The following is a 12,946-nucleotide window of genomic DNA, read 5'->3' as shown; positions in this document are numbered from 1 at the left end:
GATGAAATAAGATTGACCCTATTCATTAAATGTGTTAATTTGGTAAAAATCATCGGAGTGGAGCGTGCTTATGCCGAAATCAGCGATATTAATTAAACCAACGATCGAATACCGCGAAGCGTATATATCCTTTTATGAGGACTGGATAAAGAGCGGTGAAGATATGGTGCCGTGGGTCATTGAGAGAGAACCGGAAGATTTTAATGCCATGTTAGATTTTTTGTATGCTGAAGATACTGAATCCAAAATATCAAGCAGTGATCGTGTTCCTCATACCACTTATTGGCTCCTAAGTGAGGACAACTTAATTGTAGGAGCGGTTAATATTCGGCATCGATTGAATGAAAAACTGCTCAATCAAGGCGGCCATATCGGATATGGCGTTCGTCCATCGGAGAGAAGAAAAGGGTATGCCAATATCATATTATCAAATACGTTGGAGCTGTTAAAAGATTGGGGTCATCAAAAAGTTCTAGTTGTTTGTGATAAAGGGAATACCGGCTCAGAAAAAACGATTTTAAAAAACGGTGGCGTGTTGGAATCAGAATTCGTAGAGGAAAATGGCAATATTATTAAAAGGTTTTGGTTAGGCCTATAATCAATGCAGTTAGCTATTTTTTTAGCATTTGCAAACCATAAGCAGGTTTCCGTCGGGGTCTTTAAAGCTGAAAAAGTGACCATGTTCAATTTCGCTTACAAGCTCTACATTCTTATCACGCATGAACTGAAAAGCAGCATGGATGTCATCCGTATTAAAATGAAAAATAGGTGTTCTTGCATAAGTATCTTCTGTATAGATTTTACTGTCTAAAACAAGGTTTTGGCCGTTGTTATCTAAAGGAATACAGCATAAATGACCTGCAATGATATCATAGGTAGGCTCCAATTCAAGAATGGAGCAATACCATTCACGAGCTTTTTCAATATCGCTGACCGTAACAAAGATTGCTCCTACTCTATTTATAATAATACCCATCATGAAACACTCTCCTTTAGTTTTACATTTATTCTATCATGCTTAGTAGGCGAGTTCACTTCATTTTTCCATCATTAGTATAAAAAAAGAGGTTATTCCAATTGCTCGGAATAACCTCTTTAACTTATTGATCGCGAAGCAGCTTCTTATCAAGAATAAATGTGCCAAATGGAAGGAAAGCTGCGATAAACGCTGCTGCTGCCTTGAGAATCGACCAGCGGTGTTTAATCCAAACATGGAAGACAGCAAGGATATAAAGAACGAATAAGAGGCCATGAAGTCCGCCTACAATAGTCACAGGTTCTGGAATATCAGCCCAGTATTTGAGGGGCATTGCTATTAAAAGTAGTAATAGAAAAGATAACCCTTCGATGAAACCAACGACCCGCAGACGACCCATTGCGGTTTTAAGCATTAAAAAACCTCCATTTAATAAGATTGCGAGCGAGGCTCTAGTCCTGCCCACAATAGTTCTACGATTTCGAACGCGGCTTGTTCCACTGTTTTTTCATTATTAATGATTTCTTTACGGTTTCGTACCGTTAACATAGCTGTAAAGACATGAGCAAGCAACATCGAATCACCCCGTTTGATTTCGCCCTCGTCCATTGCCTTCTGAAATACACTCCCAATTAATTCGTGTATCGCTTGCTCACTCGTACGAATGCTCGTTATTTGCTCCTCAGTCAAACCGCTGGATGCTTCCCGCATCATCGTTTCAAACTCAACATGAGCATTGTTCATATGGCGCTCAGCAACAACAAGCATTCTTTCCTTCAGTGACCCGGTGCTGCTAACAATTTTTGAAGTTTGATCATAAGCCATCTTTAGAACAAATTGAAGACATTCCGTGAACAAAACGCTTTTATTATTAAAATAATAATAAACGCTTGCTTTAGTAACCCCGCATGCTTGGGCTACACTTTCTAATGAAACTTTTTCGAAACCTTGCTCCATAAATAAAAAGGCTGCTGTGCGCAAAATTTGCTGCATCGTCTGAATTGAACCTGTGCCTTTGGGCCGGCCTGGTTTGCGTTTTATTTGGTCCTCGCTCATCGACATGCCCTCCATTCATCAAATTGTAATAAATATGAATTGATTAATTAACCTTTCGGTATATATAATTAAATTATCGCTTGAGTTAATTTTAAACGATATTAGTCGTAATGTGAAATGGAGGATTTGTCAAATGATCGAAAGATTAGCAGGAATGGTCGCTGGACGACGTACAAGGTGGATAACATTAGTTGCGTGGATTGTATTAGCCGGGCTGGTAACTGTATTTCTGCCAGCTGTGGGCGACAAAGAAGTAAGCAATGCTCCAAACCTAGAGGCTGACAGCCCGTCCGTTGTCGCTGATGAGTTAATAAAAGATAAGTTTCCAAGCTCCTCTGGCATTCCAGCATTGGTGGTCTGGCATCGAGAAGGCGGCTTAACAGAAGCGGATTATGCGCTTATTCAAAAAACGACGCAGAAGATTGTTGAAAATCCGTTGAAAGAGCAAGGCGAGGTTATACCTCTTCATCAAATGCCTTTACCTGCTTTGCAAAAATTTGCTTCTGAGGACGGAACGACACTCGTTCAGCCGATTCAGTTCGGTGAAGCAACAGAAACTGAAGTTTTGAAGGAAAATATTGAGTCCATTAAAGCTATCATCGGAGAAGCATCAGGTAAAGAACCTTTTTCCATACCTATCGATGATGATGCTGAATTAAGCGTGCGTGTCAGTGGTCCAGTTGGTATTTCGGTTGATGCAACCGATTTGTTCAAAGGAGCGGATGTATCACTGATGATCGCAACAGTACTTATCGTACTAGTCTTGCTGCTCCTCATTTACCGCTCACCGATTCTTGCTATCATTCCACTAATTGGTGTTGGATTTGCTTATGCTGTTACAGGACCATTGCTTGGCTTTATGGCAGGTGAAGGCTGGATAACGGTGGATGGTCAAGCTATATCCATTATGACTGTGCTCTTATTCGGAGCGGGTACTGATTATTGTTTATTTTTCATCTCGCATTTCCGTCAAGAGCTTACTCGTGAAAGTGACAAAATGAAAGCACTAAAACGATCGTTCAAGGACGCCTCAGGTGCTATTGCAATGAGCGGCTTTACGGTAGTTCTTTCTTTGCTAGCTTTGCTTGCGGCTAAGTACGGTGCTTATGATCGCTTCGCAATTCCATTCAGTTTATCGATCCTTATTATGGGAATCGCAAGTTTGACGCTGGTTCCGGCATTGCTTTCGATTATTGGAAGAGCTTCCTTTTACCCGTTTATCCCGCGTACAGATGCGATGGGGCATGCACATGCGGACAAAAAAGGAAAAGTGTACCGTAAGCCGAATTCGGAGAAAAAGCTCGGCTCCAAAATTGGAAATCTCGTAATAACGAAGCCGTGGATGGTCGTTATCACCTCTGTTTTGATACTAGGAATTTTCGCAAGCTTCTCCAGTCAAATTAAATTTACTTATGATCTGCTGTCTTCTTTTCCAGAGGATATGCCTTCAAGAGAAGGGTTTGAAGTGATTTCGAAGTCATTTACGCCAGGAGATTTAGCGCCGATTACAGTGGTTGCTGCGACGGATGGTGCAGTACCTGAGTTAGCAGAAAAACTTGCTGCTGTCCCGCTTGTAGATCATGTTCAGGAGCCGCAGCCGAGCGTTAATGACCCTAATTTACTATCGTATACGGTCATCTTGAATACGAATCCATATTCCCAGGAAGCAATGGAGACGATTCCGTTACTCCGTGCGGCGGCAGAAGCTGCGCTTACGAATGGAAACGTTGCTGAGGCTGATCAAAAAGTATGGATCGCTGGCCAGACAGCTACACAATATGATGCTAAGGTGCTGACGGATCATGATAATAATGTCATTATTCCTTTAGTTATCGGACTCATCATGATTCTGCTGTTTGCTTATTTAAGATCCATTACTGCAACATTATACTTAATCGGCACTGTATTGCTGTCGTATGCAGCCGCACTAGGCTTGGGCTGGGTGATCCTGCATTACATCATGGGCGTTGACGCCATTCAAGGTGCAATTCCGCTTTATGCATTCGTTTTCCTCATTGCGCTTGGTGAAGACTACAATATATTTATGATCTCAAGCATTTGGAAAAAGAGCAAAACGCTGCCGCTGAAGCAAGCCATCAAAGAAGGGGTTAGCGAAACGGGCGGTGTTATCACTTCAGCAGGACTTATTCTTGCAGCTACGTTTGCCGTGCTTGCGACGCTTCCTATCCAAGTGCTTGTCCAGTTTGGCCTCATAACAGCGATTGGGGTATTAATGGATACCTTTATCGTTCGTCCATTCCTCGTACCGGCTATTACGACTTTACTAGGCAAGAGAGCGTTCTGGCCAGCAAAAGTATCGCTAGTAGAGGAATCCAAGCAAAAGGCAAAAGGATAATAACTAAAAAAGCTGTTTCGATCGTAGCTTCCACTACGGGAGAAACAGCTTTTTCATTGCTATAAATGAAACATTTTCCCAAAAGAAACCGTCTTAACCTAAAGGCATAAATGCCTGCTATAGAGAAAAGGTTGGGGGAGTAGATATGATTAATAAAAAACAGAGACTTTCAGTTGGATTCATTTTCATATTTTTTATTAGCAGCTTATTGATTATGCCATCGAATGTCCAAGCCTGTTCTTGCGTAAAACCAGGTACGGTGGAGGAGAGCAAAATCAAAAGTGACGCAGTGTTTGAAGGAACGGCAACTTCCGTTAAAACATCCTCACAATCCTTGTTTCGCTCCTCTGAGAGAGCGGTCAAAGCCAGCTTCCAAGTCAATGAAGTGTGGAAAGGACATGTTGCTCCAACGCTTGAAGTGAAAACGGCTGAAAGCAAAGACAGCTGTGGCTATACGTTTAAAGAAGGAGAACGTTATTTGGTTTACGCAAAAACAACTGGAAAATCGCTACATGCACTCTGCAGCGCAACTTTATTGCATAGTGAAGCAAATGAACATATCAAGCTGCTGGGTATTGGTTCATTGCCGCCGCAGCCGGAGATCCCCTTGCAGAAAACGGAAAGCTCATTAACACAAGGCTGGTACATAGGCCTTGGCGGTGTTGCTGTAGTATCACTCATCTCCGTATTTTATCGTCAACGAAAGCGATCTAAATCAAGAACATAGCAACGATCGTTGTCACACAAAGACCGATGAGCACCGGTTTTAAATTGCGACGCGCAAGTTCAAACGGATCTACCCCGCAAATGGCTGCAGCAGGGATAAGCGCCCAAGGAATGATTGTACCGCCGCCTACCCAGATTGCAGCAACTTGACCAAGAGCCGTCAAAGTGGCAATCCCGGAGCCTATGGCGTGGCCAAAGAGCTGCGCGATCGAGCCTGCAAGCGAGATACCAGAGAAGCCTGAGCCATCAAGGCCTGTCACTGCTCCGACTACTGTTAACGTAATCGAGCCAACAACTCCATTAACGGGCACGACATGAGCAAGGGCAATGCCGAGGTCATTAACTATTCCGTGCGACGCTTCAGGAAGCTTGTCGCCGAACATGGCCAGAAATCCAGAGTCGCCCAAGTAAAAGAAAGCCGCAATCGGTATAACCGGTCCAAATACTTTGAAGCCGAATAGGAAGCCTTCAATTAAATAACTAGTCGTTTTCTCGAACCCTTTGCCACGGTGTGTCAGCATTGTAATGAACAGCATAATGAGTATGGCTGTTCCGCCAATCAGCGCAGTGGCATCACCGCCTTGAAGCTTAAGCACGAACATGGCTGCCACATCAAGTGCGAATAACAAAGGAATAAGTGCTGCGAGCCAGCGCTTTGTACTCAGTGACAGCGCATTCCGGTCGGCATCGAAGCTGGGGTCGTTTGATGGATCTGGCCCTGCGGCTGAAAGGACAAGTCCATCACGCCATGTACCAAGTTTCTGATCACGTCGCATTATCCAGTAGGCAGCGACGGTTGTGACAACCCCCATGACAATGACTAACGGAATGCTGGCCTGCATGACGGAGCTGACAGGAATACCGGCAGCATCCGCAGTAAGCTTGGGTGCGCCTTGGATGATATAATCACCAGACAAGGCGATGCCATGTCCGAATAAATTCATCGCGACTGCTGCTCCGAGTGCAGGCAGCCCAACACGCAAAGCTACAGGGAGTAAGACCGCACCGATGAGTGCAACCGCTGGCGAAGGCCAGAAGAAAAATGAGGTTACCATCATAATTAAGCCGATTCCCCAGAAGGCGAGCGCGGGTGTTCTAAGAAAACGGGTAAACGGAGATATCATAATCTCGTTTATACCGGTTCGAATAAGGATACGACTCATGGCGACGATGATGGATATAATTAAAATCGTTCCCAGCAATTCTTTTATGGCAAAGATAAAGCTGTTAAAAATACCGCTTACAGAACCGCTTGCCGATGTGGTTGCTAGTATTCCAATTCCTAAGATTCCGGCAATACAAATAAGCGTTGTATCGCGTCGCATCAGCATAAATCCAATGATTGCGATAATAAAGGTCAAATAAACCCAGTGAATCGCCGATAAATGAATATCCATCTCGATCATCTCCTTGTGACATACACGAAACCAGCATGAGCTGTTAATCGTACAGTAATGTATGCATCAACTCGAATAGGCGTTCATCTCGGTAGTAGGATGATTATGACAAGGAGGTTGCTTATGATTAAACGGGGCGTTTCGATAATATTGCTCTCCATAATGCTAATGACATCTGGGTGTGGTATTATTGATCAAGTAGGTCAAACGGTAAATTTTGCAACAGAAACGACGGATTACTTACAAACGTTAACGGATTTCGGACAAGATATGAATACACTTGCAGAGCAAGCAGTGACGGATTTGGACAAAAGAACGGATTTAAAGGAGAAGCTTCTTGCATTGAAGGAACAGGTTGTCCATTATGAAGGACTGCAGGTACCTGATTACGCAAAAGATATCCATCAATCGATTGCCGATTACAACGCGACGCTGCAGCAGGGTATCGATCAAGCTCTAACGAATATTGAGCAGGGTAGAGCCGCTTTTGAATCGACGGGTATTCCAGATACGATCAACAAAATTAACGAGCTGTTAAATCAAATCAATCAGCTCGCACCGTAATGAACGATGAGAAAGGAAGAACAGAAGTGATTAACATCAATGTATTACAGGCCACTATGACGTATTCGAAAGAAGACGGTTACGTAGGCAATGTTCAATTCGGGGTAGAAGGACATAAGAATGAGTATGAAATTGCACTGCACAGCAAGCGAGGCAAAGAGTGGGGTTATGGCTTGTTTTTCCTTCATGAATCAGGCAAGGAAGAAGAACTGCTGGCACTTGAGGATTTGTTAGAGGAAGATGACGAGCTGTTTGATTTCTTCATCGATACAGCCAAGGAAAAGCTAGTTAAGGAAGAAAAACAGGAATAAAAAATGATTAGAAAAGCTCATGTTAGCACACCGACAGGTGCACTTGCATGAGCTTTGTTTGTTAATGACCGCCTGATGAAGTTAAGCCCAAATGACGTATAATTAATTTGCTTTCTTCATTGAGCCCCGTAAATGAAACTTTCTTGTTCAGCTGTTCATATTTGTTTTTAACCTTCGCTATGGCGGTCACCGCGGATTGATCCCATACATGCGAGCCGCTAAAGTTAATGGTCACATGTGTTGGATCATCTTTATAATTAAAAAGAGTCACAAAACGACTGGTTGTCCCGAAAAACAACTGTCCGGTTACGTGATACGTAAGATTCTTCGAGCGTTCACCTGCGATGGAAACGCGGATTTTTGCCATTTTACCAACGAATACAAATGCACTTAGCACAACTCCAGCAAACACGCCTTTGGACAAGTCATGTGTGATAAGAACAATAACTACTGTAACGATCATGATTAACGCATCGGTACGTGGAACTTTATGAATATGAAATACTGATTTCCAATCAAACGTGCTAATAGACACCATAATCATGACGCCGACTAAAGCAGCCATCGGAATTTTATTGACGACATCACTTAATACCATAATAAGAAAGAGCAGGAACGAGCCAGCTACGAAGGTGGAAAGCCTAGTTCGGCCGCCTGATTTCACATTGATGACGGATTGACCAATTAATGCACAGCCTGCCATCCCGCCAAAGAAGCCTGTCACCATGTTTGCAATGCCTTGACCGCGTACCTCTTTGTTTTTGTTGCTTGTGGTATCTGTCATTTCATCAAGGACCGAAGCTGTTAAAAGCGACTCCAAAATACCTACGATAGAGAGTGAGAAGGAATACGGCAATATGATCCACAACGTATGAAGCGAAAATAACGTATCCGGAATATGGAACAGCGGCAATGTACTTTCGATTAAACCTCTGTCGCCAACGGTTTTGAGATCCGCTCCAATGGCAACGGCTATAATGGAAACGATAATAATTGCTGCCAGCGGTGAAGGTATAACCTTTGTGAATTTAGGCAGCGTATAGATAATGACTAATGTTAAAGCAACGAGTGCGTACATGATCCAAGTAGCACCCACAAAATGAACAAGCTGGGTAGTGAAGATGAGGATGCCTAATGCATTGACAAAGCCGAGCATGACGGATTGCGGAATGAATTGAATAAGCTGCCCTAGCTTGAGCACGCCCATAATATACTGCAATACACCCGCCAAAATCGTAGCAGCGAACAAATACTCGATGCCATGATCTTTAACTAGAGAGACCATCAATAACGCCATCGCTCCTGTCGCAGCGGAAATCATTCCGGGTCTGCCGCCAACTATGGAAATAATGACAGCGATGCAGAAGGAGGCGTACAATCCAACCATTGGCCCAACACCTACCATTAAAGAAAAAGAGATAGACTCCGGTATGAGCGCTAACGCCACTGTAATGCCCGCCAAAATATCACCGCGTACATTTGAAAACCATGATTTTTTTAGTTGTTCAAGCAAAGCAAATAAACCTCCCAAATTGCAGTCATTTGTCTAATTTTACTGACACCAAGAACATAACAAGGATATTGATTGACTTTCCTCTCGCAGAAAAGTCGGGGCCGTTGCACACTGTTCGTTATTATACAACAAATAAAGTGAAAACAACGCAGCTCGATATCTTGAGAAAGCGATTACATCCAGTGAATTCGCCAGTTATCTTGCATTATCTAATTTTCAGGCATAAGGCTAGGAATAGAAAAGAACCACCGCGGCTTGCGATGGTTCTTAAATCTGTAACGGCTACATTGGCCGTTCGATATGATCCTTTTGTTGTTTGCTTTTATAATATTTATAAATGATAAAACCAACAACGATAACAATGATGGCATAAATGACCCATATTAAGTATTTGTAAATATGATCAGAGAGGTCTTGCACTTGATCTCCCACGAACGTACCAATAATAAAGTAGATGAGTGTCCATACAAATGCGGATGGGTAAGCGAAGATTGCGAATCTTTTGTAAGGCATGCGATTCATCCCCATAACATATGGCGTGACATGTCTTAAAAAAGGAAGGCAAAGGCTAAGGCTGATGGCGTAGCCGCCGTACTTTTCACTTAACTGTTCGGATTTAGCGACAAATTTACTTATGTTTTTCTTCTGGCTGAACCAGTTGGACAACTTGCTTCCTGCAAATCTACCGATGCTGTATCCAAAGGTCATCGCGGAGCAAATACCAAGACACGTCATAATAAAAGCGGGTATCGGCGATAATACACCGGATTCAGCTAATGCTCCGCCAGTCATCACGACTGCTTCATTAGGTATGGGCAAACCGATTAAACCAAGACATAAAACGAGGAATAAAGCGAAATAACCAAAATCATCTATTATGTTCAATAATAAATCATACATTGAGCAACATCCTAACCTACCAAAAAATAGAATTTTTATTATTCCACTTCAAACATGTTAACATATCCGAATCCGAAAGGATACCATACATACGATTGGTGAGAGGAAAGGATTCAAATTTAACCATTTCGTAACTAATTGCTTTTCAGGAACAGTTACAATAGGGAATAGGTTTTATGTGTATGAAGGGGCGACTATTCTCATGCTGGATTTCCAAAAAAAGGTGGATGCTTTACGGCGATATGAATCGCTATGTTTTACGGTATGCGTCACAATCTTAATAGAAGAACATGCTTCATATAAAACAGCTGAACAGGCTTTATGTCAGCTTTTTGGCGATCGTGAATTTTGGCGTACAGCTGAAGTTGATCGATCACAATATATATTGCGGGTTTGTACTAAATTATGCATGCAAAAGAAGGAGATTCGTTTATCGCGAACGTCTTGATTGAAATAAATACGTTGATATTTCATGCTTCCAGCGACCATAATAGAAAGGTCGTGTGAATATTTTTTTATTTATCATGTTATTCACAGAAAGGATGAACAATGAACGCTAATCAGACTCGGAAAAAAGTAACCATTGCATTATTCGTAGCCACATTTCTTGCTGCCATCGAGGGGACGATCGTTAGTACAGCCATGCCTAGCATTACGGGAGAACTTCAAGGAATCCAGCAGTACAGCTGGATTATTTCGATCTATTTGCTCGCAACCGTTATTACTACTCCTGTTTACGGCAAGCTATCCGATCTTTACGGTCGAAAGAAAATTTTTATTATCGGGGCATTGATTTTTCTTGCAGGCTCCATGCTATCTGGTGTAGCGCAATCAATGAATCAGCTTATTATGTTTCGTGCTTTGCAAGGACTCGGAGCAGGTGCGCTCACGACGATACCTTATACGATCATTGGAGATTTATATCCCTATGAACAGCGTGCGAAGGTACAGGGCTGGATGTCAAGCATATGGGGGATAGCGGGTATTTCAGGCCCATTGTTTGGCGGTCTGTTGGTCGATTACATATCCTGGCGGGCAATCTTCTATATGAATTTGCCGTTTGGAATCGTTGCTATTTATTTGCTCTCCACTTCACTGCGGGAGACATTGGAGAAGAAAAAGAGACATATCGATTATCCTGGCATCATTACCTTTACGATCGCTATGTTCAGCTTCTTGTATGCGATGACGCTAATTCGCGATGCCGATGGTGGCAACGGCGGAAAACTAACGATTAGCGTATTATTTGGTATAGCTGTACTATTTTTCGTCATTTTTGCTCGTATCGAAAAACGTTCTCCAGAACCGATCATTCCATTCCAGCTATTTCGGAATCCGATTATTAGCATGGCGAATCTTAGCAGTTTCTTATTGTGTGTGATCAATGTCGTCATAATATTTTATTTGCCTTTATGGATACAAGGCGTATACGGCAAACCGGCTACCTATTCTGGACTTGCCATGATTCCACTATCCGTAGCATGGCCGCTGGGCTCAATATTAGCAGGAAACTGGATAGCCAAAAAAGGATTGCGCTTTATTAGTGTGGCGGGCTCTTGCTTCTTGTTCGTCAGCAGCATTGGTTTCGCTTTTATGACAGCTTCTACATCCATTGTATTATTTATCATTTATACGTTTTTGGCAGGGCTTTCGTTTGGCCTTTCTCTTACATCCATAACGGTAGCTGTATCTTCAGCTGTCGGCTGGGAGCTTCGTGGATCTGCTGTGGCCAGCAACAATTTCATTCGTACACTCGGCCAGACCATTGGGATTACTGTGTTTGGTTTGCTGCTTCATACCGGTCAAGCTGATCGAATTGAAGCAACGGTTCTTGCAGGAAGCTTGCATACGATATTTATATGGGTAGCGGTATTATCTGTTTTTGTTGTATTTGTATCCATTGGCATGCCTAAGATTAAGCAGCCTGAACAGCAGCAAAGAAATGCTTCTTAGAAAGGTCGATTAAACAGATGAATCCAATTGATTTGGAAGCTAGTAACAAGCTGTTAGCCGAATGGAAAATGAAATCTGTTATCGTGCTTCAAGGACAAAAGCTGCTTGGCGAATGGTATGAGAGCGGACAGGATTCAATCGGTCCGCTCTATTCTTGTACAAAAAGCGTCTTATCCGCGTTGATTGGAATCGCGATTGATAAACATTTTCTTAAGAGTGTGGACGAGCCCATTACGAATTATTTGGACCATCCGCAGGAAATAAGCGAAGCGCTCAGCCAAATCTCAATCAAGCATTTGCTAACCATGACACCTGGGTTTGATTGGCCTGACTTTGATAAGCCATATAAAGCCTTGAAAGCAGCGAAAGATCCCATACAATTCGTATTTAATCAGCCGCTGATTTCTGAACCTGGAACGGCTTTTGCTTACAATTCGGGAGGATCTCATCTGTTGTCTGCGATATTGACTTCAGCGACTGGGATGCCTGCTCTTTCGTTTGCCAAAGATTATTTGTTTGGTCCGCTTGGCTTTCGCAGTGCGAGATGGATGGTACGGGCCGGTATTAATGAAGGCGGAACCGGGCTTCAACTGTATGGCAGAGAGCTTGCGAAGATAGGCAGTTTATTTGTAGGTAGTGGACAGTTTGACAACGAGCCGCTGTTGTCAGCTTCATGGATAGCAGAATCGACGCAGCTCCATCATCGCGGCTTAATGCAGTATGAACCGCCGATATATGGCGGCTATGGCTATCACTGGTGGTATTCGCCGGAGAGTCACAATGGGCAATGCGATTGTTATTTTGCTTTTGGCCATGGCGGTCAATATTTGCTCATCGCGCCAGAACATGAGCTTGTGATCGTCGTTCGAAAACAAATAACGAAACGAAATGAGGCAATATGGTCAAGACGCCTTATATTTGAACATATTATTCCGTCTTGTTTAGGAACAAATAAACAATAAACGGTAGGTGAATAAATCAAAAGCCGCTCCAAACGCGATTTTTTCGTGCTTGGAGCGGTTTTTTGTTCTTTTTGCTGAATTGAATTTTTTCTATGGAACATTAATGTCACATTAATGTTAAGTAGTTCCACGAATTCGTAGTAAAGCATATAAATATTTAAAGAAACGTATTGCCTAACGATCGAATCTGCATTATTATGTTAGATAACCTTACACAAAGAAAGTAAATGCC

General features: G+C 42.7%; 13 protein-coding genes. 7 read left to right on the top strand and 6 right to left on the bottom strand.

Annotated features, from left to right (window positions below):
* Positions 1-70: 70 nt before the first annotated feature.
* Positions 71-598 carry a GNAT family N-acetyltransferase gene (locus tag AC1DM9_RS12425; protein WP_477550354.1) on the top strand — a complete coding sequence of 176 codons (528 nt, stop codon included), beginning with the start codon at positions 71-73 and terminating at the stop codon, positions 596-598.
* 21 nt (positions 599-619) lie between these two features.
* Here AC1DM9_RS12425 and AC1DM9_RS12420 read toward each other — a convergent pair whose 3' ends face one another.
* The 3 genes from AC1DM9_RS12420 to AC1DM9_RS12410 form a co-directional block, all read right to left on the bottom strand.
* The gene (locus AC1DM9_RS12420; protein ID WP_477511980.1) at positions 620-979 is read right to left on the bottom strand and encodes a VOC family protein; all 360 of its coding nucleotides are present in this window, start codon (positions 977-979) and stop codon (positions 620-622) included.
* A gap of 121 nt (positions 980-1,100) precedes the next feature.
* Positions 1,101-1,391 (bottom strand): DUF3817 domain-containing protein, encoded by a 291-nt coding sequence (locus AC1DM9_RS12415; protein WP_076269299.1) that lies wholly within the window; start codon positions 1,389-1,391, stop codon positions 1,101-1,103.
* 14 nt (positions 1,392-1,405) lie between these two features.
* Positions 1,406-2,032: a TetR/AcrR family transcriptional regulator gene (locus AC1DM9_RS12410; RefSeq protein ID WP_076269300.1), complete on the bottom strand. Its 627-nt coding sequence runs from the start codon at positions 2,030-2,032 to the stop codon at positions 1,406-1,408.
* A 133-nt stretch (positions 2,033-2,165) separates the two neighbouring features.
* Here AC1DM9_RS12410 and AC1DM9_RS12405 point away from each other — a divergent pair, with 133 nt between their 5' ends.
* Positions 2,166-4,388 (top strand): MMPL family transporter, encoded by a 2,223-nt coding sequence (locus tag AC1DM9_RS12405; protein WP_477511981.1) that lies wholly within the window; start codon positions 2,166-2,168, stop codon positions 4,386-4,388.
* A gap of 145 nt (positions 4,389-4,533) precedes the next feature.
* Positions 4,534-5,115, top strand: a complete 582-nt coding sequence (locus tag AC1DM9_RS12400; protein WP_477511982.1) for a hypothetical protein — start codon at positions 4,534-4,536, stop codon at positions 5,113-5,115.
* Here AC1DM9_RS12400 and AC1DM9_RS12395 read toward each other — a convergent pair.
* Positions 5,099-6,511: a hypothetical protein gene (locus AC1DM9_RS12395; RefSeq protein WP_441885832.1), complete on the bottom strand. Its 1,413-nt coding sequence runs from the start codon at positions 6,509-6,511 to the stop codon at positions 5,099-5,101. The genes AC1DM9_RS12400 and AC1DM9_RS12395 overlap by 17 nt on opposite strands.
* Positions 6,512-6,634: 123 nt before the next feature.
* Between AC1DM9_RS12395 and AC1DM9_RS12390 the strand changes: the two genes are divergently transcribed.
* A complete protein-coding gene (locus AC1DM9_RS12390) occupies positions 6,635-7,075 on the top strand; it encodes a DUF6376 family protein (RefSeq protein WP_076269304.1) in 441 nt (146 codons plus the stop codon).
* Positions 7,075-7,386, top strand: a complete 312-nt coding sequence (locus AC1DM9_RS12385) for a hypothetical protein (RefSeq protein WP_477580234.1) — start codon at positions 7,075-7,077, stop codon at positions 7,384-7,386. The genes AC1DM9_RS12390 and AC1DM9_RS12385 overlap by 1 nt, the downstream gene beginning before the upstream one ends.
* Before the next feature lie 61 nt (positions 7,387-7,447).
* Here AC1DM9_RS12385 and AC1DM9_RS12380 read toward each other — a convergent pair whose 3' ends face one another.
* Complete coding sequence (locus AC1DM9_RS12380; RefSeq protein WP_076269306.1) at positions 7,448-8,899, bottom strand: SulP family inorganic anion transporter; 1,452 nt, start codon at positions 8,897-8,899, stop codon at positions 7,448-7,450.
* Between the two features lie 282 nt (positions 8,900-9,181).
* Positions 9,182-9,799 (bottom strand): DedA family protein, encoded by a 618-nt coding sequence (locus tag AC1DM9_RS12375; protein ID WP_076269307.1) that lies wholly within the window; start codon positions 9,797-9,799, stop codon positions 9,182-9,184.
* A 549-nt stretch (positions 9,800-10,348) separates the two neighbouring features.
* Here AC1DM9_RS12375 and AC1DM9_RS12370 point away from each other — a divergent pair.
* Together AC1DM9_RS12370 and AC1DM9_RS12365 are read left to right on the top strand one after the other, a co-directional pair.
* Entirely contained in the window at positions 10,349-11,752 is a 1,404-nt protein-coding gene (locus AC1DM9_RS12370; RefSeq protein ID WP_441885825.1) for an MDR family MFS transporter, read from the top strand.
* Between the two features lie 17 nt (positions 11,753-11,769).
* Positions 11,770-12,714 (top strand): serine hydrolase domain-containing protein, encoded by a 945-nt coding sequence (locus AC1DM9_RS12365; protein WP_477580232.1) that lies wholly within the window; start codon positions 11,770-11,772, stop codon positions 12,712-12,714.
* Positions 12,715-12,946 lie beyond the last annotated feature (232 nt).

This window comes from Paenibacillus sp. 01T431 (assembly GCF_056398625.1).
Note: the sequence above shows the minus strand (reverse complement) of the source record. Positions and strands in the feature narration are given on the sequence as shown.

What these genes read in the sequence shown, in the direction of transcription:
- AC1DM9_RS12425 (WP_477550354.1), top strand. Translation starts at nt 71, where the DNA reads ATGCCGAAATCAGCGATATTAATTAAACCAACGATCGAATACCGCGAA.
- AC1DM9_RS12420 (WP_477511980.1), bottom strand. Translation starts at nt 979, where the DNA reads ATGATGGGTATTATTATAAATAGAGTAGGAGCAATCTTTGTTACGGTC.
- AC1DM9_RS12415 (WP_076269299.1), bottom strand. Translation starts at nt 1,391, where the DNA reads ATGCTTAAAACCGCAATGGGTCGTCTGCGGGTCGTTGGTTTCATCGAA.
- AC1DM9_RS12410 (WP_076269300.1), bottom strand. Translation starts at nt 2,032, where the DNA reads ATGAGCGAGGACCAAATAAAACGCAAACCAGGCCGGCCCAAAGGCACA.
- AC1DM9_RS12405 (WP_477511981.1), top strand. Translation starts at nt 2,166, where the DNA reads ATGATCGAAAGATTAGCAGGAATGGTCGCTGGACGACGTACAAGGTGG.
- AC1DM9_RS12400 (WP_477511982.1), top strand. Translation starts at nt 4,534, where the DNA reads ATGATTAATAAAAAACAGAGACTTTCAGTTGGATTCATTTTCATATTT.
- AC1DM9_RS12395 (WP_441885832.1), bottom strand. Translation starts at nt 6,511, where the DNA reads ATGGATATTCATTTATCGGCGATTCACTGGGTTTATTTGACCTTTATT.
- AC1DM9_RS12390 (WP_076269304.1), top strand. Translation starts at nt 6,635, where the DNA reads ATGATTAAACGGGGCGTTTCGATAATATTGCTCTCCATAATGCTAATG.
- AC1DM9_RS12385 (WP_477580234.1), top strand. Translation starts at nt 7,075, where the DNA reads ATGAACGATGAGAAAGGAAGAACAGAAGTGATTAACATCAATGTATTA.
- AC1DM9_RS12375 (WP_076269307.1), bottom strand. Translation starts at nt 9,799, where the DNA reads ATGTATGATTTATTATTGAACATAATAGATGATTTTGGTTATTTCGCT.
- AC1DM9_RS12370 (WP_441885825.1), top strand. Translation starts at nt 10,349, where the DNA reads ATGAACGCTAATCAGACTCGGAAAAAAGTAACCATTGCATTATTCGTA.
- AC1DM9_RS12365 (WP_477580232.1), top strand. Translation starts at nt 11,770, where the DNA reads ATGAATCCAATTGATTTGGAAGCTAGTAACAAGCTGTTAGCCGAATGG.